At 34.8% G+C, this 26,320-nt stretch carries 24 protein-coding genes; 14 read left to right on the forward strand and 10 right to left on the reverse strand.

The genetic code is table 11. The features are described 5' to 3' along the window. Window positions 1-13 precede the first annotated feature (13 nt). Together BALOs_RS06965 and BALOs_RS06970 are read right to left on the reverse strand one after the other, a co-directional pair. Entirely contained in the window at window positions 14-910 is an 897-nt protein-coding gene (locus BALOs_RS06965; RefSeq protein ID WP_120404712.1) for a hypothetical protein, read from the reverse strand. 263 nt (window positions 911-1,173) lie between these two features. Continuing rightward, window positions 1,174-1,626, reverse strand: a complete 453-nt coding sequence (locus tag BALOs_RS06970; protein ID WP_120404713.1) for a hypothetical protein — start codon at window positions 1,624-1,626, stop codon at window positions 1,174-1,176. Between the two features lie 293 nt (window positions 1,627-1,919). Here BALOs_RS06970 and BALOs_RS06975 point away from each other — a divergent pair, with 293 nt between their 5' ends. The 6 genes from BALOs_RS06975 (at window position 1,920) to BALOs_RS07000 (ending at window position 7,144) form a co-directional block, all read left to right on the forward strand. Then, window positions 1,920-2,750, forward strand: coding sequence for a hypothetical protein (locus tag BALOs_RS06975; RefSeq protein ID WP_120404714.1), 831 nt, complete (start codon window positions 1,920-1,922; stop codon window positions 2,748-2,750). A 102-nt stretch (window positions 2,751-2,852) separates the two neighbouring features. Next, entirely contained in the window at window positions 2,853-3,302 is a 450-nt protein-coding gene (locus BALOs_RS06980) for a universal stress protein (protein WP_115362326.1), read from the forward strand. After that, window positions 3,302-3,691, forward strand: a complete 390-nt coding sequence (locus tag BALOs_RS06985) for a c-type cytochrome (RefSeq protein WP_120404715.1) — start codon at window positions 3,302-3,304, stop codon at window positions 3,689-3,691. The genes BALOs_RS06980 and BALOs_RS06985 overlap by 1 nt, the downstream gene beginning before the upstream one ends. Before the next feature lie 83 nt (window positions 3,692-3,774). Further along, complete coding sequence (locus BALOs_RS06990; RefSeq protein WP_120404716.1) at window positions 3,775-4,401, forward strand: hypothetical protein; 627 nt, start codon at window positions 3,775-3,777, stop codon at window positions 4,399-4,401. Window positions 4,402-4,472: 71 nt separating this feature from the next. Next, a complete protein-coding gene (locus BALOs_RS06995) occupies window positions 4,473-5,297 on the forward strand; it encodes a hypothetical protein (protein WP_120404717.1) in 825 nt (274 codons plus the stop codon). 224 nt (window positions 5,298-5,521) lie between these two features. Continuing rightward, window positions 5,522-7,144, forward strand: coding sequence for a Na/Pi cotransporter family protein (locus BALOs_RS07000; protein WP_205570978.1), 1,623 nt, complete (start codon window positions 5,522-5,524; stop codon window positions 7,142-7,144). Here the strand turns inward: BALOs_RS07000 and BALOs_RS07005 are convergent. Both BALOs_RS07005 and BALOs_RS07010 read right to left on the reverse strand, forming a co-directional pair. Further along, on the reverse strand, window positions 7,119-8,045 hold the full coding sequence (locus BALOs_RS07005) for a hypothetical protein (protein WP_162929595.1): 927 nt from the start codon (window positions 8,043-8,045) through the stop codon (window positions 7,119-7,121). The two genes, BALOs_RS07000 and BALOs_RS07005, sit on opposite strands and share 26 nt — an antisense overlap. 60 nt (window positions 8,046-8,105) lie before the next feature. Continuing rightward, a complete protein-coding gene (locus tag BALOs_RS07010; protein WP_120404719.1) occupies window positions 8,106-8,828 on the reverse strand; it encodes a YebC/PmpR family DNA-binding transcriptional regulator in 723 nt (240 codons plus the stop codon). 184 nt (window positions 8,829-9,012) lie between these two features. Between BALOs_RS07010 and BALOs_RS07015 the strand changes: the two genes are divergently transcribed. Beyond that, on the forward strand, window positions 9,013-9,834 hold the full coding sequence (locus BALOs_RS07015) for a hypothetical protein (RefSeq protein ID WP_120404720.1): 822 nt from the start codon (window positions 9,013-9,015) through the stop codon (window positions 9,832-9,834). Window positions 9,835-9,836: 2 nt separating this feature from the next. On the opposite strand, the gene BALOs_RS07020 is transcribed toward BALOs_RS07015, so the two are convergent. Beyond that, window positions 9,837-10,229, reverse strand: coding sequence for a fibronectin type III domain-containing protein (locus BALOs_RS07020; RefSeq protein ID WP_133296947.1), 393 nt, complete (start codon window positions 10,227-10,229; stop codon window positions 9,837-9,839). Window positions 10,230-10,300: 71 nt separating this feature from the next. Between BALOs_RS07020 and BALOs_RS07025 the strand changes: the two genes are divergently transcribed. Beyond that, window positions 10,301-11,095 carry a hypothetical protein gene (locus BALOs_RS07025; protein ID WP_115362341.1) on the forward strand — a complete coding sequence of 265 codons (795 nt, stop codon included), beginning with the start codon at window positions 10,301-10,303 and terminating at the stop codon, window positions 11,093-11,095. Between the two features lie 37 nt (window positions 11,096-11,132). Here the strand turns inward: BALOs_RS07025 and BALOs_RS07030 are convergent, their stop codons facing one another. Further along, window positions 11,133-11,492: a hypothetical protein gene (locus BALOs_RS07030; protein WP_120404721.1), complete on the reverse strand. Its 360-nt coding sequence runs from the start codon at window positions 11,490-11,492 to the stop codon at window positions 11,133-11,135. Here BALOs_RS07030 and BALOs_RS15545 point away from each other — a divergent pair. Both BALOs_RS15545 and BALOs_RS07035 read left to right on the forward strand, forming a co-directional pair. Beyond that, window positions 11,476-11,580: a hypothetical protein gene (locus tag BALOs_RS15545; protein WP_371287243.1), complete on the forward strand. Its 105-nt coding sequence runs from the start codon at window positions 11,476-11,478 to the stop codon at window positions 11,578-11,580. The genes BALOs_RS07030 and BALOs_RS15545 overlap by 17 nt on opposite strands. A 61-nt stretch (window positions 11,581-11,641) precedes the next feature. Beyond that, window positions 11,642-12,160, forward strand: coding sequence for a lipocalin family protein (locus BALOs_RS07035; protein ID WP_115362344.1), 519 nt, complete (start codon window positions 11,642-11,644; stop codon window positions 12,158-12,160). Here BALOs_RS07035 and BALOs_RS07040 read toward each other — a convergent pair. The 3 genes from BALOs_RS07040 to BALOs_RS07050 form a co-directional block, all read right to left on the reverse strand. Further along, window positions 12,157-21,075 carry a tandem-95 repeat protein gene (locus BALOs_RS07040; RefSeq protein ID WP_120404722.1) on the reverse strand — a complete coding sequence of 2,973 codons (8,919 nt, stop codon included), beginning with the start codon at window positions 21,073-21,075 and terminating at the stop codon, window positions 12,157-12,159. The genes BALOs_RS07035 and BALOs_RS07040 overlap by 4 nt on opposite strands. A gap of 359 nt (window positions 21,076-21,434) precedes the next feature. Then, window positions 21,435-21,755, reverse strand: coding sequence for a hypothetical protein (locus BALOs_RS07045; RefSeq protein WP_120404723.1), 321 nt, complete (start codon window positions 21,753-21,755; stop codon window positions 21,435-21,437). Between the two features lie 115 nt (window positions 21,756-21,870). Further along, window positions 21,871-22,485, reverse strand: coding sequence for a Crp/Fnr family transcriptional regulator (locus BALOs_RS07050; RefSeq protein ID WP_162929596.1), 615 nt, complete (start codon window positions 22,483-22,485; stop codon window positions 21,871-21,873). A 126-nt stretch (window positions 22,486-22,611) separates the two neighbouring features. On the opposite strand from BALOs_RS07050, the gene BALOs_RS07055 reads away from it, so the two are divergent. The 4 genes from BALOs_RS07055 (at window position 22,612) to BALOs_RS07070 (ending at window position 25,882) form a co-directional block, all read left to right on the forward strand. Beyond that, the gene (locus tag BALOs_RS07055) at window positions 22,612-23,031 is read left to right on the forward strand and encodes a YeeE/YedE family protein (protein ID WP_120404725.1); all 420 of its coding nucleotides are present in this window, start codon (window positions 22,612-22,614) and stop codon (window positions 23,029-23,031) included. Continuing rightward, window positions 23,028-23,444 (forward strand): DUF6691 family protein, encoded by a 417-nt coding sequence (locus tag BALOs_RS07060; protein ID WP_120404726.1) that lies wholly within the window; start codon window positions 23,028-23,030, stop codon window positions 23,442-23,444. Before BALOs_RS07055 ends, BALOs_RS07060 begins: the two co-directional genes overlap by 4 nt. Window positions 23,445-23,500: 56 nt before the next feature. Continuing rightward, a complete protein-coding gene (locus BALOs_RS07065) occupies window positions 23,501-24,460 on the forward strand; it encodes a hypothetical protein (RefSeq protein ID WP_162929597.1) in 960 nt (319 codons plus the stop codon). Between the two features lie 63 nt (window positions 24,461-24,523). Further along, a complete protein-coding gene (locus tag BALOs_RS07070) occupies window positions 24,524-25,882 on the forward strand; it encodes an ATP-binding protein (RefSeq protein WP_120404728.1) in 1,359 nt (452 codons plus the stop codon). On the opposite strand, the gene BALOs_RS07075 is transcribed toward BALOs_RS07070, so the two are convergent. Continuing rightward, entirely contained in the window at window positions 25,879-26,319 is a 441-nt protein-coding gene (locus BALOs_RS07075; RefSeq protein WP_115362361.1) for a hypothetical protein, read from the reverse strand. The genes BALOs_RS07070 and BALOs_RS07075 overlap by 4 nt on opposite strands. Window position 26,320: the final 1 nt, after the last annotated feature.

Consider the following 26,320-nt stretch of genomic DNA (forward strand, 5'->3'; position numbering starts at 1 on the left):
AGTTAGCCTAAGTTTAAAACTTATATTCGCCTTTAAAGTTATACGTACTCTCATTATTTTTCTTTTTAATATACTGAATGCTTAGTTCTAGGTTTTCATCTAAGACTTTGGTTTTTGCTGTAGCATAAGTCAAAGGCTCGCTTCCTTTTACCCAAAAACCAACTTTTCCAGCGATAGGTTTTTTGATTCCAACTTCAAAGGCATACTTACCATCTTGTGAATAAACAGAGACTTTAAGATCTGTGGTTGCGCCGTTTTGCTTGATATAGACAATATTGTGAATACCTACACCATATTGTTCAAATACTTGTTTCTTGATAACGTTTTCAATCTTACCGCCTAGGATGGCGACAGTGTACTTTCCTTCATCTCTTACGTCGGCTTTCATAATCGAGGCATGAACTGATACGATACTTTTCCAATTAGCTCCTAAAAAACTTGTATCAGCGTATAGAGATGACTTAATTGAATTTAAGTTGTCGCTATACATATCTTCTGTTTCATAATCTTTTAATGTGGCACTTCCGTGACCAACATCTATGCTTATATTTCCTTGAATGTCTGCGTAGAGGTTTCTTACAGGGCCAATATCGACCTTTCCAGTTTTAAGCTTTACGTCCATTCCCATAAAAGCGCTTGTGGATTCTTTATAAAATTCTCTTTCTTGAATTTCCTTTCGTGAAGTTTGCATTCCAATACCCAGCTTCGTATCAATATGCTTTGAGTAATTTTCATATTTAAATACGCCTCCCATTGCTTCGATGCCGCTGTCACTTGTTGCGTAAAATGCTCTTGTTGTGATATTTCCGGTTTTATAGTCGAGATTGATCATATTGATGCCATCGTATTGAACACCATTTGATGAAACTTCGATATCAAGGCCTGCTGCTTGGTTTAGAATATGGCCCATCTCACTTGGGACTCGATCTACTGGATTTCCTTGGCCATCAAAAATACGGTAATTGATACCAAATTCTGGGATATAATTATCCTGGGAAAGGCCTGCTGCTCCTGTTCTATTATTAATTCTAGTTTCACCGTAATTAAAGTTTACAATACGATCTGGATTTTCAGGGTCTTGTGCAATTACTGTGGCATGGCCAACGCGTCTTGAGTTATAGGCAACGACATAAACATCTTCTACATCAAGACGTTTTAAGATATTTGCTTGAACTAGTGGTTATTCATTATATGGCCCATGATGTGGGCAAGATAGATCTTTTGTTCAAAACTCATTATAAGCTTTGAAGCAGATAGAATTTCATTTCTTTTAATCTCAGGTGAGCCAATCATGAGACCTGCTACAACGTTAGCAAAATAAATATCACCGTCTTTTTTACCGAACTTCTTAACAGACTCACTATAGATATCTTGAATATCCATAGAGCCAAATTGAGCGCATTTATTATCCAAACATTTAACAATTGATTTAATGACTGCTTCTCTTTTAACAGTGTCTCGCCAGTAGGAGTTTGACGCAAATTTGTCTGTTTTAATTAAGTCACTTGTGTTGTATTGGTTTAGATCTTGATTAAGATAAGCGCCTTCTACATTTATTGCTATTCTCCCAGAGACAGCAGACGTCGTTAATAGCATTGTACTTACAATAAATGATTTTATCTTCAAGATAAGCTCCAAAATAATTCTAACATTTTGTGATTAAATGCACATCAGATGCCAATTCTAATTTAGAAATTTTAAGCTCTTATAATCTTGAAAGTATTTTTGTTGTTTAAGATTTTAGGAAATGTCCAATCTTTAGTCAGATTTAAAGGAACTGATTGATAATTTTAATATTGAGCTTTGTATAAAACTTTAACATGCAAATAGTACATGAATCCTCTTGTATAGGCCTTTGCGTATTCAATATTATGATACTTTTTATTTAAGTTAGAACTTTAATCAAAATAAGGATAAATATGAAGAAAACAACTTTCGCATTACTGTTAGGAGCCCAAGTATTAGCTAATGATTATAATATTGAGCATTCGCATCTTAACGAATTAGTGAGAAATAATGATGCTATCTTTGAGCCAGTTGAAGTTGAGGAAAGTAAGCTAGAGGAAGAAGATATTCTTGACGGGATTCGCAAACGATTTGTTATCACTTATTCCCAGATAAATTACTCAGCTGTGGACTCTTCTTATAATGTTGGACACGATGAAGATGATATTTATAACTTTGGTGGTGAAGATTTTAATAAGATGTTTGATGAAAATATTGAATTTAAAGAAGGACACAAAATATCGATTGAGTATCTTGTCACAGATAATTTTAGTATCGAATTAGCAGATACATATAGAAAGTATCAAATGAATGGCCGACATGTTGGTTATACGCAAGGAGATCTTTTCAATGACGATCGATATGATGTATACGAGGCCGAAAATACAACCGTTTTAAATGATATTCAACTTGGAATGAAGTATGCAATCCGTCTAGTTAATACACCTGAACTTAAGCTAGATTTAAGCCCTGGTGTAAGTGCTGGGCTTGTCCATGTTAAATCAGATACAAATACATACTATAATGGTCAAAAACATGAGGATAATCACTATGATGATATTGGTGGTTATTCTTATGGTGTCTCTCTTGAAGCCAAGGCAATCTTTTGGGATCGCTTCTTTGTTTCGGTTGGCGCAGAACAGCGTAACTATGTTTTGGCCCCAATGGAGCATGAAAGTGGATTTAATCAACAAATTGATCAAAGTGGTATGAACTTCTATATTGGTGCAGGTATAAGATTTTAATCTTTATTGCTTAAATTTTGTTTTACCTGATATAAGTCATATTTAACTCACATAAATAAACAGATACTCTATAGTGAAGTAAAGATCCACAAGGGGATAGCTATGAGTAAATTAATGATTTGTGTCGATGTCACTAATGAATCAATTAATTCTTTTAAAGGACAATTAAAAAATTATGACTGGAGTCGTTGGGATGAAGTTCACTTCGTTCATGGGTTTGAGACACAGGTCTATGCTGATACTTTCTACTTTGCTTCATATCCTTTAGAAAGCCAAATGGATGATATTGAAAAGTCTGTTGCTACTTTACTTCAGGGCCTATCTAAAGAGCTTATACCTTCTGATTATAAGGGGAAAGTTATTGGTAAATGCCTTTTTGCAAACTCTTCTAAAATTGCACTAAAAGAATATGCACAAGAGAATTCAATTGATGAAATGATAATTGAGACTCGAGGGAAGCACGGTTTTAGCGGATTATTTTCAAGCTCATTTGCTGAATATATGGTTGGGCATGCTCCATGTCGTTTAATGATACTTAGAGAAAATGACTAATGAAGTATATCTATATTTGTTTGTTACTTGTTTTTGTAAGTTCATGCTCTAGTATAAACACTGACTCACGTGAGTACTATCATGGACAAAAGATGAGACATGGTATTATTCCAAAAGATATGAGTCGATCACCAGAGAATATAAAAAGAGTGCTTGATGCAAACTCTGTAGTACGCGGTAAAAAGATTTATTCAAAGAATTGTATGAGTTGTCATGGCCAAGATGGAAATATGATTGATAATGTTGACTTATCTAATCTCTCAAAAGAAGTACCTAATTTTAATTTCTATCTTCTTGTTTCGCGTTCTAAGGAATCAATGCCAGGATGGAAAAGTCCTCTGTCAAAACAAGATATTAAGGATTTAGAGAGCTATCTTTATTCATTATAATGTAAGTTTTTCAAATTAATATGACTTCCTACTAAATATGATTTATTCAAATGAAATAATCTAATTTAATATTAGGGAGTCTCATGAAAAAGTTACTTATTACTATTGTTGCGATAACGTCTTTATCTAGTCTTGCTAGCGTAGCGATTGATACACCAGAGCGATTAATTACTATTGTTGATGAAAGTGGTAGGCCAGTAAAAGGAGCTATAGTAGAAGTACAAGCTTCTTATAGTAAATGTATGAGAATTTACTGGAGCGTTGGTAATCCTTGTCAGTTTAAGAGTCTATTTTATAAGTCTATTGTGACTGACGAGAATGGAGAGGCCATAATTCCTGCTATTAAAGAATATATTCCAAATGGAATTAATACTAAGAATAGAGATATTTCTTTCTCGATAAATGTTGATAATTATACTAGCAAAGAATTATCTTCTAAGTATTCAACATGCGGGTATCAGCTTAGTCAGTACTTAAAATCAAAACCACTTTCTACTAACTTAAAAGATTTTCTCGAGAATAGAGGTTATGCATCTTCATGTTTTTATGATCTACGTGATGAAGATAGTATCAATGATGAAATGACAGGAAAAATAGAATGTATGCTTTTTGGTACACGTGATCTAGGTTTTGTTAATGGGAAAAGAACGCATATTGATATATCGTTGGTAGAAGGTATTAATGATTACAAAAAAACTTGTGATGAGTGAGATATATGATTTAATGTATATATTCTAATGGCCGGTCTATGACCGGCTTTTTTATTTTAAAGCGGGCAAAAATGAATGAGATTTTAAACATAGGTAAAGAGATTGAAGACTTAAAGCTTAATAATGAGAACTTTTCTCATGCTTGTTATGAATATCTTAAAAATAAGTCAATTAAAGTGGATATCCATGAATTAGAGGATTTTATTGCAAAATGGAGTCTTGAAACAAAAGTTCTTCCAGAACAGGTAAATGTTTATAATGGTTTTGGTCAGCCTCCAATTACGTTATTTAATAACGGGCACTTTGTTGTTGATCTCTATTTTTGGCAAACATTAGATACTTCGATTCATTCACATTCTTTTAGTGGCGCCTTTCAAGTTCTATATGGAGAGTCAAGACATGAAGTTTTTAAAGTAACTAAAGATGAAGAGTTCTTTGATGATATTTTCTTATCCAATTTAGAGTGTATTGTTGATGAGACTCTTGTTACAAATGATATTAGGGAGATTAAGAGGGGACTTGAATTTTCACATCGTGTCCTCCATGAGCATAATCCTACAGTCACTCTTTGTATTAGAACTGTTAATGATAAGTCACCACAGTGGCATCATTTTGATAATGGATTAAGTATTCAAAAAAGATCCCCTGAAGCAAGTGATATAAAACGTCTATCTATTTTCGATTATCTTATCACTAGAAATCCAATGCAGGGCCGTGATTACTTAGATCGCCTTATGAATGAATTCTCCCCAAGTCTTATTATGAATTTATATGAGGAGTTGTCCTACGATCAGATGGGACTTCAAGAGTCCTCTGTTGAAATATTCTTTGAAGCTGTAGTTGATCGTTTTGGAGATACAAAATGGTTTAAAAGATATATGGACTTTTTTAACTAAAATTTCACCTAATAAAAAAGGCCTCTTCAAAAAAAGAGGCCTTCCTATGGCCAGTGTTGAAGGGTTTTTGGCCATATACTTGATAATCGAGAGAACTATTTTAGCTGATTAACTAGTTTTATTTCTATCTGATTTTACTGACAATATTGTATGTTCTTTAGTTGTTTTTGTACTATAATTACATATTATTTATCTTAATGATTTTCTAAACACGGTACGAAAATATGGGTGATTTCAATATATTCATTGCTGCAACTTCCAGTGTTATCTTATTTATTTTTGGACTAGAAAATTTTTCTAAAGAGGTTCAAAAAGTTACTGGAGACCAGTTCAGAAAATTTATCGGAAAGGTAACTAATTATACAAGTATTGGTGTTCTCATTGGTGCATTTGTTACAGCAGTTGTTCAATCAAGTTCAGCAACATCTGTTATAGCTATAAGTTTAGTTAATGCTGGTGTTCTGTCTTTTAAAAACTCAGTGGGGATTATCTTTGGTTCAAATGTTGGAACGACTATTACAGCACAATTGGTTGCTTTTAAATTAACAGCTTTTGGTCCTGTATTTATTATATTGAGTTTCTTTTTATCATTAATAAAGACGAAGTACTCTGTATTTGCTAAATCATTATTTTATTTTGGTTTTGTTTTCTTTGCCCTACATCTTATTTCTTCAACTCTTGTACCTCTACAAAGTGATGAAAGACTAATTTCATTTTTATCAAAACCTCATAATCCATTCTTAGGAGTTCTTGTTGGTATGATTATAACAGCAGTCGTTCAATCTTCATCTGTTACGACTGGTTTGGCCATCATTCTAACTCAGCAGGGAATTCTATCAGTAGGCAATGCGGTCCCAATTCTAATGGGGGCCAATATCGGAACAACTGTAACGGCCCTTATCTCGATTGTGAATATGGATATCGCTGCAAAGAAAACTGCTTTATCTCATTTCTTATTTAATTTTGGTGGTGTCGTACTTTTCTTGCCCATCGTTTTTATCTGGGGGGATAAGTTTAAATTATTAGCTGATGATCCGGCCATAGCCTTAGCAAACTTTCATCTCATCTTTAATGTAACAACAACCATCATCTTCATTATTGCCATTGATCCTTTTATCCGTTTTGTTGATAAAGTCCTAGGTGAGGGGAAGATGGATTTTGAGCGTTTTGATCTGAGTATGTTTTCTCCTGACAATGACTTTAGTGAAATTGAAAGAAATCTCTATTTAAACATCCCCAAAACATATGACTTTGTCCAAGAAAATTATAATCTTATTACCTTGAGTATTGAAACAAATTATAAAGGCGTATTCAATGCGGCCAAGAGAAGAATGGATTATATTGATTTTGTAGAAGATGAATTGATAAGCTTCTTTTCTAACTACATTGCCACATGTACTAGTGAAAAAGAGATTAATACTATTATTCATATTATGTCCATATATGAATATATTTTCCAAATACATGACTCTGTAAAAGACTTATCAGATTTGAAAGACTCTATGGATAAGAATTATATTGAATTAAAAAGTGATCTCATCGTTATCATTCGCTCACTGGCAACTCGAACTTTAAGCTTTTTTGAAACAATGTCTAATCCACATCTGGATGAAGAACAAAAGCGAGAGCTAAAAAAAGAAGTAAATGAATTTCAATTTAATATCATTGATTACAATAAGAGAATTTTAAAACTCATGGCAGCACCTGATCGACGTGATGCTAGTGTTATTATGCATATTATAACTTATAGTCAGCGCTTAAAAGATAAGCTTGTTCATTATCATAATCTCATTAGTGATCATGCGGTATCAAGCTCAGATGCTAACGACTCTTTATCCACCCACTAAGATTAATGATAAATCCATAAGTGATGATAAGCGAAAATGCGATCAGTATACAAAAGACTGTCACATCATCATTTTTTCCAAGCTCGTCTATAATTGGATGATAATTATTAAAGTCATTTAGGAAGTTGGTAAATAAGACTTTATCTCTACTATGAAGTTTAGTGTGATAAACGTGTTTAATTAAGTAGTATAGGCCACAACCGAATATCAAAGTGAGAACAACTCCATAGAAATGTGTATTAGAAACTTTTTTATTAAACCTTGCTGCTGATTTAATATACTCGTCACTAGTTTCAAAATCTTTGATGTCAATAATTGACTTATTTTTTAAAAAGCTTTCTTGTATTACTTGTATTAGGCTTCTGTTATCTCCACTTTCTTTTAAGTTTTTAATCATTTTCTTTCTGATGCCTATTGCTGGAGGTAAAAGAAGTAGAATACCAAAGAATGGAATAACCACTTTATAGATCAAATCAATATCCATAGTAGAGATGATTAGAATTGGAGCTAGAATGAAGGCCAATGAAGCTAGCGAGAATATTTTGTACACATTCTCTTTTTGAAGAACGTAATCCTCTTTTCCTTCAATAATGTATACATCAACACTTTTTCCTATTCGATTCTTTAAAAAACTTTGATTGGTTCCTAAGAAGAGCTTTCTTTGTCCATCTTGATAATATTCAATAACAGGACAAATTGTAGTGGTTCTTGTTGTTCTTCTATTGCTTCGATAAGTTTTAGACTCTTCTTTGAAAGCAATAATTTTACCTTTGATTAATTTAGCGTGTTTTTTGTAATAGGTATTAATTGAATTGATGAAATAGAAAAATGTGATTCCAAAAAATGTCATTGCACCTAAAAAGAAGAGGGGCACTAGCTGTGTAATTAATTTTATGTCCATAAATACATTATATGGATAAATTCTATATAAAAAAAGGGATCAAAATGATCCCTTTATATCTTACTCTTCTTCTTCAAGATTATGATAAACAGTGACGACATCATCGTCTTCTTCTAATAAATCAATAAGTCTTCCAAATTGCTTTAATGTATCTTCGTCATCAATAGCTTTATGGTTAAGTGGAACTCTCTCAAGTCTTGCTTCTTCTGGAGTGATATTAATTTCTTGTAATTTCTTTTGAATATCACCAAATGATTCTACAGGAGCGATAATTTCATAAACTCCATCTTCTAAAGTTATATCTTCTGCACCAGCATCAATAACTTCTAATTCGAATTCATCTTGATCACTTACATTTTCTTCATTTACTAGAAAGTTTGCTTCTCTTTTAAAAACGAATTCTAATGAGCCAGTTTGCCCTAGTGATCCTTGAACTTTATTGAAATAGCTACGTACATTTGCAACTGTTCTCGTATTATTATCTGTTGAAGCTTCAACGAATACGGCAACTCCGCCTGGGCCATATCCTTCATAATTTATATCTGTGTAGCCAACACCATCTCCACCTTGGCCTTTTTTAATGGCCCGGTCGATATTATCTTTTGGTACGTTAAACTTCTTACAACGGTCAATAGCTACTTTTAGTAAAAAGTTTGTGTCAGGGTCACCACTTCCACTTTTTGAAGCTAAGAATACGTCTTTTAGAGCTCTAGTGAAGACTTGGCCACGGGCCTTGTCTGCTGCACCTTTTTTTGCCGCGATTTTTGCTGATTTTCTTCCCATAAAATCCTTCTTAAGTAGTTAATTTTTATTACCCTATAGTTTTAGTCAAAAGGCCACGATTCGTCTAGTTTTTGGCCTCCATCAAATAAGATTGTCGATTCTCTATGCAGGCCTAGTAGATCTTTCAAACTCACTGAAATATTTGATAAGTACTGGTAATTTGGAACATACATAGGGGGAATCAATGAATAAATATCTATTATTAATGGCGTTAAATCTTTCAACATTTGCTAGCTTTGGTAATTTTGGTGGCCTTGGAGGTTTCGGTGGACCAGATTTGGACCACGATCCGCGATATCGCCATCGTCCACAGGATAATAAGGTTGATGTGGCCAAGTGTGAGATAAAACGCAATGCCCAAGTTTTTCATTTAAATAAGAGAAATTATTCTTTAGATGAGCTTTTTGCACTCGTTGCAACAACTCAAAAAGGTAAGAGCGTTATTGATCAATTAATGCCTTTGTTAGATCAAGGTAAATTAAAAATTTCAAATCTTACAAGTTTTGAAAGACAAAGAAGGGGATTAGGTTCTAGAACATCTGCACTTTTTGATTTCACAACAACAGTACCTACAATCTATATCGGATTTGAAGATGAACTTGGCCTAGTGGCCCATTTCTTCGTACATGAAGCAACTCATGCTCTTGATAAATTAATTCCACAAGAATACGAGGTGGATATGATTTATTATAACGCTTTTAAGGACTTTCAAAAACTATTTGGATTAGATGTAGAGCCAATGAAAGAGTTAAGTGAATATGAGACTCAAAAGATGTATGAGATATATGAAATCAAAGAAAAGAATCGTAATCAGCATATATATCGAGCTGAACGATATGCTTTTGATGAGCAAGGTATTTTTACGAATGAAGTACTAAAAGTAAGTGATTGTTATGAGGATTATGTACAGGAGCATGTTGATAAGAATAAATTAAAACTTTATCGCGACACTCCTGATGAGCATATTATCAATGCTTATGGTATTAACACAGATTATCTAAAATAATATTAATACTTATCTACTTTGACTGGGTCTGAGTAGGTACTAAATCGGCCATCAATATCAAAGGTGGCCATTTTTATTTCATATGTTCCAGTTGAAAGATCTTTTATTTCGTATTTGTCTAAAACCCAACTTTGGTCGTCGTAGATAACAATTGAGTTCCAATCAGGATTACTATTCTTGCGATAAAGAATCTCATATCCACCAATTTCATATGGATAAAGACGTGAACCATCGGCTCGCTCTGATGGAGGAGTCCAATTCAACTTTAGTGATATCCGCTTTGTGCCAGTGTTTTCCTGTTCACTGCCGCTACCACCACCTCCATTACATGAGGCAATCATAGTTGATAGTAGTACTAAAAATGTCATATTCATTAAAATCTTGAAGTTTTTCATAATGAACTATTCGGCTGATATTACAATAAACTTTATTAAAGTTATTAATAAAATTTAACGATACGTTAATTATGGAAAGAAAAACAATAAAATACACGAGACATTTCTTATTAACCGCAGCTTTATTTGTTGGAAGTAGTTCCTATGCATCAAACTTTGATTCTTATAAAGCGGCCTTCTCAAAACTTAATAGTTACAAAAAAGTTTGTAATTATAGCTCACTATCAAAAAAGGAAAAGAACGAGGTTATGGCCACTGCCTTTTCTATGATGACTGATCATGATAAGAAGCAGCTTTCTAGTGGAGTGAGTAATTATATTGTATTTTTAAAGGATACAAGAAAGCACTTTGCTGAAAAATGTGGACCAGGTCAAAGAAGTAATCAGGAATGTCAGAGCTTATCAAGAAGAGCAAAAACTTTTTATAAGTACGATGTTCAGCTTGGCCTTGATAAGGTTGACTCTTACGTTAGTCAATTTCACTCTCAAATAAAACTAGGTCTTTCACATTGTAAAGATAGTGATAAAGTTATTGCAGATGTAATGGATGATATTCATAATCGAGTGGATATTAATGATAGTTTGAATAATTCAGAATTTGATACTGCTATTGCTAAAATGGCCCAAGTAGCAAAGGACTTTTCTATCGAATTAAAGGATGAGAGAGTTCCTTTCCCAATTAAGAAAAAGGATACGGATAAGGCCGAATCTATTTATGATTCAGCTTCTGTTGATAATACTGTTTGTTACGATAAGGTTAAAAAGGCCACATTTGTGGACAATATTGAGTCGTTTGCAGGTGAGGTTCTTAATAAGTTTCTCGGGATTTTCAATCCAAAAAAAGTTAAAAGTGTTTCTTTAAAATAATAATAAAAGCGCACTAGCTACTAGTGCGCTTCTTTGTCTATAGTTTAATCTTATATTCTTTTACAATAATACTATCTTTTTTAAGGCGTGATTTTACAGTTAGAGTAAAATCTCTTTCACCTTCACAGCGGTACCTTAGCTTAAACCAAATAAGTCCTCTTGAAGCCTTATCTTCTAATGCAACACAAGTTGAACGATGTCCTTGTTCTACTTCAGAAACTACAGAAGCGACTTCTTCGCTTTCAATAAGTGTTTCAACTGCTTCTTGAAATATTCTTTGTGACTCTTCAATATCTCTCATATCAGGGAAACTAATATCTCCAGGGAAGCCAATACTAATTCCTGCATTTGCGTTTAGTGAGAATGCGCAAACTAATGCCATAACTAAGTTTTTCATATATTACCTCGTTGTTTTTAATTTAATTAGACTCAAATATTCTAGTTTGTTTGATATGTCAAACAGGTGTAAATACCTGATAAAATAACTGTATAACTCATTGATAATATTAAGTTGATAATTGCTGTAATCAATGGATAGAATAACTTATGAAATTATTTACTCTCATCTCTTTTCTTTTTTTAGTCTCATGTAGTTCAACAACATATAACAAGACTGTTGATTACGTGGATATTAATCGTTTTATGGGAAAATGGTATGTTCTAAGTGCCCGTGCCACATTTCTTGAAGAAGGGGCCCATAACTCTCTTGAGATTTATACATGGAATAAAGAGAAGCAACGTATTGATATCGATTTCTCATTTAATGAAGATTCATTTGAAGGTGAGTTAAAAGAGATTCCTCAAAAAGCTTGGATTATTAATAAGGAAACGAATGCTCATTGGGAAGTCTCTCCATTTTGGCCACTTTATTTTGATTATCTTGTGATTGCAATGGATCCTGATTATCAGTGGGTTGCTATTGGTGTACCTGATGAGAAGTATCTTTGGATAATGGCCAGAGATTGGCGTAATCCTGAACCTATTATCAAGAAAGTCACGAGAAAGGTAAGTGAGCTAGGTTACTCAGTTAAAGACTTAGTTGATGTAAATCATAAGTGGGACTAGTCTAGGAAGTATTCAGCAACTCCATATAATCCATTCTGTTCAAATGGGAAGATGACTGAATCATTCACTGGGTTATAGTCAAATTGAACACCACGACAATTAAACCCTGTCATTGTCCAAGGTAGCGCTCCGAGGTCTGTATTTGTCGTTAGGTTGTGAGCATATAGACGTGAGCCATAGCAGTAGTACATATAGTCTACACCTGATCTTCTTGCGTATGTGAATCCATCATCGATATTTCTAGGTGTGTAGGCAATCTGCTCAACTGTTCCATTACTGTTAAGTGCAATAACACGACGTTGGGCACCACGATACATTTTTGCCATGATATAGCGGTTGGCATTGCTATCGTAGAAAATATTTCTAAAGTCATCCCAGTATTCATAGAAACATGTTGATCCATCTACTGGCCCTGATTGTAATGCCGAACAACTTTCACCTGAATTCTCATATCCAATTTTACCCATGATATGAGACTGGCGGTAGCTGTCAGTTGAATCATATTTCTTAAGCATGAAGTCTTCATAGCGTTGAGTTGTCGGGTTGTAACTCATACGGTTCATAAAGAGTTGTCCATTAGCAAAACCGAGTGGAAGACCGCGGTTGTTACTACCACCAGTATCAATATTTGCCCCAATCATACCATCAGCTGTTGGATCGTAATAAGGAGTTCCGCTAGTATTATTTAAGATGTCTTCCCATAAGCCAGTGCTTCGATTAAGCATGGCCATACGTCCATAGTGAGTATCTCTATCTGAATAGATATTTCCAGTAGCACGATCAACCATCATCCAGTATGCGTTTCTAACTGGCTGAACATCGGCTTGAGTCGTCGTATCTTGTGAAGCAATTGTACCGTTACCAGCAACAATATTGATATTTCCATCTGGTGTGAATTGTTTAATATAATAAGATCTTGTATCGTTAACGACAATATCACCAGTATTAAGTCTTACGACTCTTGATATGTCTGCAAATCGTGCGTTAACGGCATTGACTCCATCTCCGTATCCATAACCTTGACCAAAGATTGTGACAACATTTCCGTCACCATCAAGTGTTCTAATTCTACCACGATCGTTAAAGTATATTTTTCCAGTTTTAGTGACAAAGACAGAATAGATGTCCATGTTACAAGAAGTGGCCGGCGTTCCATCTGTACATTCTCCTCGTGTTCCAGAACCAAGTATTCTTGTATACGTACCATCAAAGTTGTTTCTGTTAACATAACTTCTTGCTACAGTAACATATGAATTACCATCCATCCCTGTGTAGTTGTAATAGTGATACCAACGGTAACTATTATCAAATGGAGTAATTGCCTGACCGGTTGTAGGGTCAAAGTATACTCTTGCGTATGTATAATCTGAAGTCGATGTGTACATATCACATCCAGGGAAGTTCTTATGGTGATACGCGTGACCAGTCATTCCTTCAATTACTGAAGTACTAGTATTATATTTTAAACCAATGTAACCAATTCGACATTTTGATAAGTCTTGAGTCGCTTGCCAACCATCACCAGTACCCCCAAGATATAGTGATTCTACTTGTCCAGTAGATGCCTTATAGACTCTAACTCTGAAACTTCCAGCAGTCTCAATACTTTCAGCTCGTTCCGAATTAAACCAGATGTCACCATTTGGAAGAGGAGTGAATAACATCGCGTTTGTACGATATTCCCATGTTCCATTATGAGTTAATTGCAGATCAAGTGGATTTGTTACAGTGTCTGCTGTATTTGAGCCACCACCAATTATAGTTTCAATTGTCGGGTTATCCATATTTAAATCAACTCGACGAATTCTGTTATAGTCATAAATTAGAAGTCGACCTTGATAATCCAGCGCAATTTTTAATGGATATCTAAGTGTTGCACTTTCAGCTGGACCACCGTCTCCTGTACTTGTTCCTGTTGTTGTAATGAATAGTTTTTGCTTACCATCTGCTGGATCAACTGTAAGAATCCCTCTTTTGTAGTCTGCAAAATAGATATTTCCATCATCTGTGAAGACAAGTGAATTGATATCAACTGAGTCTCCAACAGTTTTATTGAAGAAAAGTGCTGTACGAGCATCACCACCAAGACCGGCCTCAGTGTTACCAGCGATAATTTTGATCTTATCAGCATTAAGAGGTGTTGAAATTAGTTGAGTACTAATTGCTGAAGTATTTGTTACTTTAACACGTATTTTATAAGACGTTGCTAGAGGTGAACCACCTGTCCATTTATAACAACCCTCATTTGTATCTAGGGTAATACTTGGACAGCCGTGATTAGTATGAGGAGCAATCCCTTGTGCTCCAGCAATGGCCGTGAAAGTTTTTTCATCTTGAGTATAGTATAAGTTTATTGCTGTTGAATCTAGTCCAAGAATATCATCAACTTTCCATCTAATATAAACGTCAGAACCTGTTGGAACTGATGAGTCTAAACGCGTAGGAGGTATTGATGTTGTATCTGAATTTGCGGCTGCAACGTCCCAGATTGATGGTGGATCAAATTTTGTATATCCAATCGCATTATAATCAGTATTTAATGTTGTTGTATTTGTTGAAATATTTCCTGCTTCATCTTTTACCCATGCATAGACATTATAATTTGCTGGTTGCCATCCAAGTAAATGTGAAAAATCTACGATCGTTACATTTGCAGCAGGTGACATACCTATTGATGGAGAGTTAAGTCCTAGCCAACATTCATCTCCAGCAGCTGGTGCAGTTGTATCATTTGTCTTTAGACATAATTCTGTGATGTAGACGTTTGAATTCTGTGAATTCGCATTAATAGTATAAGGAATAAAGTTAGTTGGTGAAGGATCTGGCTCCGTCGTTGAGATTGATGTTACAACTGGAAGGCCAGTTTCTCTAATCCAAGTACCACTTACATTCGTCGTATTACTTGATGCGTTTGTTTGTGCAAAGTTATAATTATTTGATAAGTCAGCAGCTGTCGTTGCTGTCGTCCAAGACCATACTCCTGAAGAACAAGTTGTTGTCGTCGTTTGTGCCCCAGAGATATTTATTGTTAGGCCATTTTCACATGTACCAGTGAAAGTTGCTGTTGATCCGTTATTTTTGATTGTAGCAGTATCAATTGCAAGAGCAGGGAAGTTAGAGTCTCTTGTCCAAGTATAAGAAAGAGTTGATGTATTTCCTGCCGAATCAGATTGTGTAAATGTGAAAGTTCTTGTTGCATCTGTCGTATACGTTTGAGAAGTCCAGCTCCAGTTCGCAGCAGAACAACTGATCGTATCTGTTTCTTGATTTGATATTGCAATAGTATTATTTCCTTCACATGAACCTGAAACAGTAATGCTATCAGTATATCTAATTTCAGTTGGGTTCTGACCAATATTGATTTCAAAAGGTACAGTCGCTTGAAATGCTGGTGGCGTCGCATCTCTTTCCCACGCTAGAGATAGTGCAGGCGATGATGTGTTACCTGCGGCATCTGTTTGAACAAGGTTATATACATACGTACCATCTGCTGTTTTTGGAGATGGTGTCCATGACCATGTTCCAGATGAACAATTAAATGATGTTGTTTCATCACCTGTAACATAGATTGTATAATTACCTTCACATGTACCAGACCATGCATTAGGTGTGTTCTGATTAGTGAAGTCTGGTGATATACCAGCTGTTTTTGTCATAACTGGTGCAACTTCATCTCTAATGAAAGTACGTGAAATAGTTGTTGAGTTTCCAGCAGCATCAACTTGATTTAGTGTTACAACCTTTGAACCGTCTCCATCAGAGAAGTTAACAGTTTGTGAAAACGTTCCAGCTGAACATGCTATTGTAAAGTTGGCTTGAATATCTCCTGATATATTAATATCTCTACCTGTTTCACAATTACCAGTGATAGTTGTACTTGATAGGTGATAAGAGTTATTTGCTGGAGAGCTATAACTTAGAGCAGGGGCAATAGAGTCAATTGTAAAGACATTCGATTGCACAGTTGATGAGTTTCCTGCTAGGTCAGTAAAGCTTACTCTAAAGCGTGCAGTGGTTGTATTTATTGATGGAACAGTCCATGCCTTTGTAAAAGTTTGACTTGATATTGGGCCATTAATAGCGGCAGTTGTCCCAAGACTAGACCAAGTAGATCCATTATAAAAATCAACGCTAAAGTTTTGACTTGAAGATGTACTTGCATCTGTCGCATCCCAAGTTAAATTTATTGAATTACCACCTTTTTGAATAGTAGGTGTTGTTAATGCTAAAGTTGGATTAATTGTATCGTAATAAACATAGAGATCATTTGATGAAGTCGAAACGTTACCATTAGGATCTTTAGACCATGCTTTTAAGATGTGTAAACCTTGTGTTGTAGAGGCAAGAGTGTAAGTAGTTGCACTTGCTGTTGTTGTACAACTTACCCAGCCAGCATCACCAGCAGCAGGTTGCGTTCCTTCATTTATTAGAACTTGTGAAATATCACTACAGCTACTTACTGTCATGGTATTAGCAGTTGAATTTGTATATGTAGCTGATGTTAGAGCAATAGCAGGAGCCGCTGATGGAGTTTTGTCATTTACTGTGATTGTAACAGTTTCCGGAGTAACAGCATCTAGTGATCCATCATTTGCAATAAAGGTAAATGTATCTGTCCCGTTAAAATTCACATTACTTGTATAAGTACAAGTAAGGTCAGTTCCATATGATCCTGTCGTAATACAGTTTGTCAGAGTTCCATTACTTGGTGATGAAACAATTTTATATGTAAGAGGATCTCCATCTACATCACTTGCGTTACTTAAAGTGATTGATAAAGCAGTATTGTCATCTGTTGTAAACGTTTGATCAGCGGCCATTACAGGAGCATCGTTGATTGAGTTTATTGTAATATTAACTGTTGCCGTTGTTGAATCAAGAGCACCATCATTTACTTTATATGTAAATGAAGTCGTACCATTAAAATTTAATGCAGGAGTATATGTACATGATCTTGATGTTCCACCTGCACAGCTTACTGTTCCAGAGGCAGGGTTAGTTACTTTAATATAACTTAAAGTATCACCATCAATATCTGCACCCGCTGTTAAATCAAATGTCAGAGGAGTATCTTCATTCGTTGATACTGATTGTGAGGCCACTAATGTTGGAGCATCATTAATTGGATTGATTGTTAGGTTTACTGTAGCGTTTGTGACAGCTGTTCCTGTACCGTCTGTTGCGATATATGTAAACGAATCACTTCCGTTGTAGTTAGCATTAGGAGTATATGTACATGTTAAGTCAGTTCCATAAGTTGTCGTAATACAATTTGTTAGGCTTCCATTTGTTGGAGCTGTTACTAATTTATAAGTTAATGCATCACCATCTACATCGGTTGCATTATTTAGAGTGAAATTAACTGCTGTATCTTCATTTGTTGAAATACTTTGATTAGCTCCCATTACTGGGACATCATTTACAGCTGTTACATTTACAGTAACTGTTGCAATATTTGAATCTAGTGCCCCGTCATTTACTTTATATGTAAATGTAGTCGAGCCGTTATAGTTTAAATCTGGTGTATATGTACAGGCCGTTGAATTTCCTCCTGTACAAGAAAGTGTACCATCAGCAGGATTTGAAACGATGATATATGAAAGTGTCGAACCTTCAATGTCTGATCCTGTATTGAGGTTAAAATTGAGTGGTGTATCTTCGGCCGTTGTAACAGATTGATTTGATGCAAGAGTTGGAGCATCGTTTACAGGTGTTACATTTATTGTCACTGTAGAATCTGTTGATGAGTCTGTTAATGTGTCATTACCACGATATGTAAAGGTATCAACTCCATTGAAATTTAGATTTGGAGTGTAAGTACAAGTCACATCAGTCGAGTATGAGCCAGTTGCAATACAATTTGTAAGTGTTCCATTAGCTGGTGCGGTAATTAACTTATACTGTAGAGTTTGTGCCGGAAGATCGACATCTGTTGCACCATTAAGAGTTAATGTTAGAACGTTATCTTCTGCAATTGTTTCTGATTGGTCACCAACCATTACAGGAGCATCATTTTCAGATGTAACATTTATTGTTACTGTTGCTGTTGTTGAATCAAGTGCTCCATCATTTACCTTGTAAGTAAATGTAGTGGAACCATTGAAATTCAAGTCTGGAGTATATGTACAATCACGTGATGTCCCACCAGTACAAGAAAGTGTTCCATCAGCTGGGCCACTAACGATAATATAGTCAAGTGGATCAGATTCAATATCGGCCCCTGCATTTAAAGTGAAGTTAAGTGGTGTATCTTCATTTGTACTTACTGTCTGTGTTAATGCTAATGTTGGAGCATCGTTAATAGGATTTATTGTTAACGAAATTGTTGCAGTAGTCGTTGCATCTGTGATGCTATCAAATGCGATGTAAGTGAATGAATCACTGCCATTATAGTTTGCATTTGGCGTGTATGTACAATCAATATCACTTGCGTAACCACCTGTTGTAATACAATTAGAAAGTACTCCATTTGCTGGAGGTGTTACAACCTTATAAGTTAATGTATCACCATCAACATCAGTTGCTCCATTTAAAATAAAATTAATGGCCGTATCTTCATCTGTTGTAATACTCTGATCAGCTGCCATAACAGGTGCATCATTAATTGAGTTTACTGTGATTGTTACTGTTGCAGTTGTCGAGTCTAGCTCACCATCATCTACTTTATACGTAAAAGAATCCGTTCCGTTGAAGTTAGTGTTTGGATCGTATGTACAATCTCTTAATGTCCCTTGAGAACAGTTAAGGACTCCGTTAGAAGTCGAAGAAAGTATCGTATAATTTAATGTCGTTCCTTCAATATCGCTTCCTGCATTTAGGTTAAAGCTTAGTTGTGTATCTTCATCAGTTGATTCGGCCTGAGTTGTAGCAAGTGTTGGGGCATCGTTAACTGGAGTGATTGTGAATGAAACCGTTGCACTTGTAGCAGAATCAAGAGCACCATCATTTGCCACATATGTGAAGCTGTCACTACCATTGAAATTAGCATTTGGCGTATAGTCACATGTTAGATCTTGGCCATATGTTCCAGTTGTAATACAATTTGTTATCGTTCCATTTGTTGTTGAATTTGCAATTTTATAAGAGAGGCTAGCTTGAGTATTATCAATGTCGCTTGCCTGACTAATTGTAAAAGATATTGGATTGTCTTCTGGTGTAGTAAATGACTGGTTTGCAGCAACCACTGGAGCATCGTTTACATTTAAAACTGTAAGATCAACCGTTGCTTCAGTAGAATCTAGTTCACCATCGTTAACTTTGTAAGTAAATGAATCAGGGCCAACATAATCGGCGTTAGGAGTGTAAGTACAGTTGTTAGTGTCCGTTACACAACTAAGTGATCCATTCGTCGGTGTCGAAGTAAGGATATAAGTTATGCTAGGTGAATCTACATCATAACCTTCAGTTAGTGTGAAATTATGGACTGTATCTTCTGTAACATTTACTGCCTGGTTTGCAGCAAGTGTTGGAGCATCATTATATAAGACAACATCTAAAGTATAACTGAACTCATGGTGAGGTATTGTTGTATCAACATTAGCATCACCAGCATTCTTTCTACCGATTCTTAGTGTTACTGTAACATTTGGAGCAGAATCAGCAGGTGGGATATAAAGCCATGTATTCGAGTTTGAAACAGTTTGTGTTGTTGTTCCATCGTTTAGAATCCATTGATAAGCCAATGTATAATCTGTATCCCAGTGAACTGCACTTGTTGTAAATGTATTTGGATTTAATCCCGCATTCCTTTCATCATTAGCTAAATCTGAGTTTAGATCTTCGTGAAGAATTTCTGGTATTGATAATGATTGGATCTTCGGTGCTGCTTCTTTTAGAATTTGTACATTTTCACCTTCTGTAATCTCTGCAAAAACAGCAGCTACATCAGTACTATTTTCTAATTCTGAATAAACAGTTGCATAGTCTAGAGTAGACTGATCGATTTTATTTGTAATAATATCTTCTGCTTCTTCAAGATAAAGAGCAAATTCCTCAGTTGGATTATAAGTAATATCTGTATTAGTAATTTTTGCTAATAGACTTGATACGGCCGTAATATTTTGTGGACGATAATAACTTGTAACAACCTTTTCTAATTCTTCACTACATCCAGTTATTTTTACCTTGTATCTGGCCGGTGTTGAACTTTCTAGTCCTAGTTCTCTAACATCAAAAGTAAAAGCTGTTGATTGATCAACTCCATTGAAAGTAATTGGATTATCTTCTAGTGGAGTCATTGTTACTAAGTCGAATAATTCAATACGTGGATCGATACATGTTACTGCTGCATAGACGTTACTGTTAAAGAGGCCATCGTTTGTTTTTGTGATAAGTCCATTTAGGGGAGGTATCTCACCTTGAATCTTTGGTATAACGGCAACGTTATTATTAGAGCCTGAAGATTGAGAAGCGTCATTTTCACTTTCAGTTGATGATTCTTCTTCAGTGCTTTGAACAGACTTTGCATAAGTATAAGTTTTTTCTTCTTCGTCTTTTGAAGGACTTTTTTTGTCTTTTATTTGTTCATTGATTGCTTGCGCATAATTTGGATCAAAGTAATCAGCTTGTGGTGCATAAGAAGATACAGTGTATGTAGATGGATTACGTTTTTTTATTTTAGTCTTTTTCTTTTTAGGGGCCAGCTTTGAAATATTGCTACTACCAAGATCGGCTTCTAATGTACTTGCACCATCTGTATTTGAATATAATGAAGGTATTGAGGAAGGTCCTCTTTTTCCAATACTATTATAAAGTTTCTTTTTTACTTTAGGTTTAATGAGTTCATACTTTAGCCCTGTCCTCTTTGCGAGCTCACTATAATTTCCTGCGCTTTTTTCATTTGATGAAAAAATCCAATAAGAAAAAGTGAATATTATAGTGAGGATAACTCCTACACCAAGACTAAGTTTCTTCAATTATCTTTCCTTTATCCGCCAACGTACCGACTTTGTTTGTTTAGTTAACGATAATTGTTGCTCAATACTTTTCGTCTCTTTTTATCGATTTCTTAACATTTTATACATAATCAACCTGTTTACGTGTAAACAGCTACTTAGTAGCTGTTTCTACAGTTATCATTGATTTTTGTGGCAATAATCTGTGTTGTTTAGGTTAGATTTTATGAATATTCAGATACTTGCTAATTAGCAAATTCATATATGTGATTTATTTAGTATGAGGATTTATTTATATTTTAGATAAGAATTAGCGTTTTTGAGGAAATATTATTGACCTAGTTTCAAAAAATGTCTCGAAACTAGGTCACATTGTCATTTTATTCAGCTGCGAAGTAACCAATATAATCGATTTCGCATGTTTTTGGGTTAACTGCAACGGCAGCATTAAACCAACCTGAGTGGAAACTTCCAATTGCAGAATAGATTAACTTGTCTTCTTTAAATGAGTTTAGTTCATGGCCTCGATCATTAAGTAATTTTTTTCCGGCCTCTAATGTCGTCTCTAACGTCACTTCTAAGGGTCTATCAGATCTTAATTCATAATTAAGTTCATTGTTCACTTCGTTTAAGCATGCATTTGTCATAAATGATGTGAGGATCGTAGTTGTGATAAGTGTTGCTTTTAAGATGTGCGCCATTATTAGCTCCTATTGTGGGAAAGTGAAGTAATGGCCGCATCCTAACTTTAGGTTTTTTACTCGTCAATATTGTATGTAAACTATCTACTCTCATAATGAGTAACTTAACAAAAAACTAATAATTTTCTACTGCAAATTGTAGTAATTTTGCTTCATCTGTTATTTCAATTCTTCTCCCATCTCTATGTATGAGCTGTTGCTCCTCTAGTTCTGTTAAGACGCGGGCAACACTTTCAAATGTGCTCATGGCAAAGTCTGCGATTTCTTTTCTTGTCCATGTATGATCGGGATTTTTTAACTTGAGATAGGTTAGTGCTTCAACAATCCTTCGCTTAACTGACTTATCTGCCATTCCCGCAAGCCTTGTTTCTGCTGCACCTAATTCTTCGGCCATAAGCTTTGTCATCTGCTTTAAAAGCGCTGGGCTTGTTAAGCAAATATTGTCACATTGTTCACGGCTTATAATGAGTACTTTTCCCTTCTTCAAGCAAACAGCATTTGCATGATAGGGAGAATTACTAAAGTATGAGCGATGACCAAATATATCACCCTTGGTGAATACTCTTAAGAAACTCTCTTTTCCACTCGGTGTATTAAAGTAAAGACCAAAGATACCTTCCTGTACAATATAGAGAAGGTCTGCTGCTTCACCTTCGCTATAGACTGGATCTCCTTTTGAGTATTCTTTGATTAATTTATTTGGAAGTTGTTTTAATATTTCTTCAAGCATCATATTCCTAAATTTCTGCACTTATTAATTTAAGTGTTATTTGATGGTCATCAAAGTATGTATTCATTTATTATATATAATTAAGATGTTGAAATGAAGTAGATTTCAAAAATATAAAGGTGGTTTATGGATACTTTTTTATGGCCCTTAGTAGGGGGGATATTAATTGGACTCTCTGCGGCAATGTTGTTGTTATTTAATGGACGTGTCGCTGGTATATCAGGGATTCTCTTTAACTGTCATAAGGCATTTGTAGGAGAGGGATGGCGAGTCTTCTTTATTGTGGGGCTCATTGTAGGAGGAGTTCTAATTAAGTTTATTAGTCCCGAGTTCTTTAGTTTTGATATTAATCTTAGCTTTCCTAGGGCCATTATTGCTGGGCTATTGGTAGGAGTGGGTACAAAACTAGGCTCTGGTTGTACTTCAGGTCATGGAGTTTGTGGTCTAGCAAGACTATCAAAGAGATCTTTTATTGCCACAATTACATTCATGTTAACTGGAGCAATAACAGTATTTATTATGGGACAATTAGGAGCAACGATATGAAAAATATAATGGCCTTATTATCTGGTGCTGTTTTTGGAATCGGACTATCTGTTTCAGGGATGGTGAATCCTAAAAAGGTTATCGGCTTCCTTGATATAGCAGGGTCTCAAACTCCTTGGGATGCAGCTCTTGTTTTTGTTATGGGAGGAGCAGTTGTAATAGGACTTGCGGCAACTCACCTTATTAGAATGAGACAGAATCCAGTATGTGATTCACAATTTCATATGCCTACTAATAAGTTGGTGGATAAGAAGCTTGTAAGTGGTGCAGCTTTATTTGGAATTGGTTGGGGAGTCGCTGGGATTTGCCCAGGGCCTGCTCTTGTGAATATTGTGCAATTAAATTCACAAATCTTCGCATTTATTGCCTCAATGCTTATTGGGCAATTTGTAGTGACAAAAATAGTTAAATAGAAAATATCAATAATGATAGTTGACTAGTTTTACTCGTCGCATATATTCTATAGTGTATGTACGAGTATTTAAATACATTCTTAGCGGGAACAGATATTAGTGTTCCCGAACTTTGGTCAGCTATCATTTATATTTGCATCACAGTAGGTGCTTCTTTCTATCTTATATCGATGGGTATCTCTGGCCTATCATTACAAAATCTATCGAATAAAGAACCAGATAAAAAGATACAAACATCTATCATGTGTTTTGCTCAAGCTGTTGTTTGCTTCTTTATAATTGCTCACTTTTTTATGCCTATCTATTCAAAAGCTAAAGTTGCAACGACACTTTTGATGTTTATTTGCACATACACAGCTCGCTATTATTACTGGGAAAACTTATCAAAAGTATTTGATGAACCAAAAGCGATGCGATGGGTATATAAATCAATTGTCTTTGGTGCAATTTCTCTGTGTCTTATTCATTTGTTGTGGATGGCCTTTTATGATGTGCATACGTGCTGCTTAGGGCCTAATCTTATTAAAAGTAATGCAAATAACTTTATCTTAAAAGTACAGATCCCCTTTGTTCTTAATAAGTCCTTTAGTGGCCTCGTTGCTTTTTTCACATTGGCGGTTTCAGTTGTTTATATAAGGTTTTTCTTAATCTCACTAAAGCAAGGTGATCGTTTGATGATTTTTGGCCTGCTCTTAAGTGTCCTTAATATTTTATATACGACAAGTTTTCATGCTTTTGGCTTTCAGTATTGGATTCCTCTTTATTTTATCGTCGATCTTATTGAGTATACTAGACTACAACAGCTAGAGCTCTCTCAGTCACGAGAGCAATATCGCTCGCATGATGAATCATATCGAATGGTTATTCATGATATTGCAAATCCTATACAATTTTCTTCTTTGAAGTTGAATCGATTAAAGAGAAATTCCCTTATATCTTTAGATGATGCTAATGATATATCAACGCAAAATAGCCGCATTATAGAAGCTTTAAATAATCATAAAAAGAAAAATTAGTTTAAAGACTAAGTCTTCAAAAGATATTGTTTAATCGCTTGGCAAATAGTAATATCCGACAAGATGTTTGGTTATTTAGATATTTTAGATTCACAATTTTGGAGTAATATAGGCTTTGCTTTTTTGGCAATGGCCGCCGGTTGTTACTATCTGTCTCTAGCAATCACAGGTCTTCATTTAAAACGTATAGGCCAAGGACAATCAAAACATCGAGTGAAAACTTATCTTATGGCGTTTTCTCAGTCCGTTGTATGTTTTTTAGTTTTAGCGAAGTATTTCTTTCCAATATATTCTGATAAGAAAGTTCTTGTTAGCCTACTTCTTTTTACTTTTGGCTGTTTTTCGAAGTTACTTTATTGGAATAATTTAAGTTATTATTTTAAAGAATCTAGTGGACCTCGTATTTTTTATAAAATAGTGATTTTCTCTGCTATTTTTGTATCAGTTACTCACATCATATTTTATTTTATTGAAGGAGGAGGAAGCTGCTGCTTGGCCCCTAGTGTTATCAATGAGACGACTTCAGAGATTTTAAAAATACAGGTTCCTTTCAAAGTAAGTAGTCTTCTTCAAGGTTTTCAAAGTGGTTATATTATTGTCGTTTGGTTGATTTACTTTAGTTTTTTCTATAAAGCCTTAAAGACCAACGACTTGGCAATGAAGATTGGACTAGGACTAAGTGTTGCCAATGTATTCTATACTTTAAGTTATTTTGTTTTTGATTTCCAATATTGGATTCCACTATTTTTCCTCACAGATATTGTAGAATACACAAGACTTCAAAGAGTTGAAATTAATCAAATAAATAATGACTTCAAAGAGCAAAGAGAAAAAGAAGCGAAGCTTCTCCATGATATATCTAATCCTTTACAGCATACTTGGACGCGTCTACGAAGGATTATAAAAGACAAATCAAATCAAAGAAGCTTGGATATTGATAAAGATGTAAACTCACTATATATGGCAACAACTAACGCCATTGATATTCTAAATAAGTATCGACAAGAAGATGAAAACTTCTGTCCTATTTCTTTGGCCATTAGTGACGTCGTAAAGATGTATGATGACGTAAATATTGATTATATTCCACCACAACATGAAGTCGATGTTAATTGCCAGGTAATAAAGAATACTCTCATCAATCTTATTAAGAACTCAATTGAAGCCTTAGGTGAAGACTTGAAGTGGATTAAAATAGAAGTAAATAGCTCTTCTAATGAAGTTCATCTCAAATATATTGATAGTGGGCTATATAGTGATTTTAAAAAGCCACAGAATGCTTTTAAATATGGTTATAGTTCTAAAGAGGGACGAGACCGAGGAATTGGTCTGGCATCAGTGAAAGCAGATATTGAAAAGATTGGAGGACGAATTAAATTAGGTCCTTTCCAAGACAATACCTGCTTTGATATCTATCTTTAATTATTACAATTACTCATCTCTAGCCAAAAACTACCGCTTGTTGATGCACAGGCAGAACAGTTAAATGAAATAACAAGTTGATCTCCTGGGTGAATCTCTCTTCCTATATAATCACCTGGATTGTATGTCATGGCATCAGTGTTTCCATTAATGTATATTTCCCAAGGAGAGCTGGGTGTAAATGGCCCAGAATCTATCTTGTAATTGATTCTCTCCAAACACCAATGTTGCTTTGATGTAAAAGGAGTAACGCTATTAGAGGGGCTAGATACTTCGTTATTAATTCCAAAATAATAAACATTAGCGTTTATATTGCTAAAGCGTAAAGTTAATTGGGCAAAGTTATCATTTTCAAAAAGAAAAACATTTCCATCTGTATCAGTTTTAAAGCATGACGTGAGTGAGATTAATGCTGCTAAGATTAGTATATATTTCATT

Origin of the sequence: Halobacteriovorax sp. BALOs_7, assembly GCF_003612895.1 — a bacterium.
Lineage (GTDB): Bacteria > Bdellovibrionota > Bacteriovoracia > Bacteriovoracales > Bacteriovoracaceae > Halobacteriovorax_A > Halobacteriovorax_A vibrionivorans.

Bases quoted from the DNA above. Each gene is read 5' to 3' on its own strand.
- BALOs_RS07000 (WP_205570978.1), top strand. From the start codon at position 5,522: ATGGGTGATTTCAATATATTCATTGCTGCAACTTCCAGTGTTATCTTA.
- BALOs_RS07055 (WP_120404725.1), top strand. From the start codon at position 22,612: ATGGATACTTTTTTATGGCCCTTAGTAGGGGGGATATTAATTGGACTC.
- BALOs_RS07065 (WP_162929597.1), top strand. From the start codon at position 23,501: ATGTACGAGTATTTAAATACATTCTTAGCGGGAACAGATATTAGTGTT.
- BALOs_RS07010 (WP_120404719.1), bottom strand. From the start codon at position 8,828: ATGGGAAGAAAATCAGCAAAAATCGCGGCAAAAAAAGGTGCAGCAGAC.
- BALOs_RS06980 (WP_115362326.1), top strand. From the start codon at position 2,853: ATGAGTAAATTAATGATTTGTGTCGATGTCACTAATGAATCAATTAAT.
- BALOs_RS07020 (WP_133296947.1), bottom strand. From the start codon at position 10,229: ATGAAAAACTTCAAGATTTTAATGAATATGACATTTTTAGTACTACTA.
- BALOs_RS06975 (WP_120404714.1), top strand. From the start codon at position 1,920: ATGAAGAAAACAACTTTCGCATTACTGTTAGGAGCCCAAGTATTAGCT.
- BALOs_RS07070 (WP_120404728.1), top strand. From the start codon at position 24,524: ATGTTTGGTTATTTAGATATTTTAGATTCACAATTTTGGAGTAATATA.
- BALOs_RS07060 (WP_120404726.1), top strand. From the start codon at position 23,028: ATGAAAAATATAATGGCCTTATTATCTGGTGCTGTTTTTGGAATCGGA.
- BALOs_RS07075 (WP_115362361.1), bottom strand. From the start codon at position 26,319: ATGAAATATATACTAATCTTAGCAGCATTAATCTCACTCACGTCATGC.
- BALOs_RS06985 (WP_120404715.1), top strand. From the start codon at position 3,302: ATGAAGTATATCTATATTTGTTTGTTACTTGTTTTTGTAAGTTCATGC.
- BALOs_RS06990 (WP_120404716.1), top strand. From the start codon at position 3,775: ATGAAAAAGTTACTTATTACTATTGTTGCGATAACGTCTTTATCTAGT.
- BALOs_RS07025 (WP_115362341.1), top strand. From the start codon at position 10,301: ATGGAAAGAAAAACAATAAAATACACGAGACATTTCTTATTAACCGCA.
- BALOs_RS06965 (WP_120404712.1), bottom strand. From the start codon at position 910: ATGGGCCATATTCTAAACCAAGCAGCAGGCCTTGATATCGAAGTTTCA.
- BALOs_RS07050 (WP_162929596.1), bottom strand. From the start codon at position 22,485: ATGCTTGAAGAAATATTAAAACAACTTCCAAATAAATTAATCAAAGAA.
- BALOs_RS07005 (WP_162929595.1), bottom strand. From the start codon at position 8,045: ATGGACATAAAATTAATTACACAGCTAGTGCCCCTCTTCTTTTTAGGT.
- BALOs_RS06995 (WP_120404717.1), top strand. From the start codon at position 4,473: ATGAATGAGATTTTAAACATAGGTAAAGAGATTGAAGACTTAAAGCTT.
- BALOs_RS07015 (WP_120404720.1), top strand. From the start codon at position 9,013: ATGAATAAATATCTATTATTAATGGCGTTAAATCTTTCAACATTTGCT.
- BALOs_RS07045 (WP_120404723.1), bottom strand. From the start codon at position 21,755: ATGGCGCACATCTTAAAAGCAACACTTATCACAACTACGATCCTCACA.
- BALOs_RS07035 (WP_115362344.1), top strand. From the start codon at position 11,642: ATGAAATTATTTACTCTCATCTCTTTTCTTTTTTTAGTCTCATGTAGT.
- BALOs_RS07030 (WP_120404721.1), bottom strand. From the start codon at position 11,492: ATGAAAAACTTAGTTATGGCATTAGTTTGCGCATTCTCACTAAACGCA.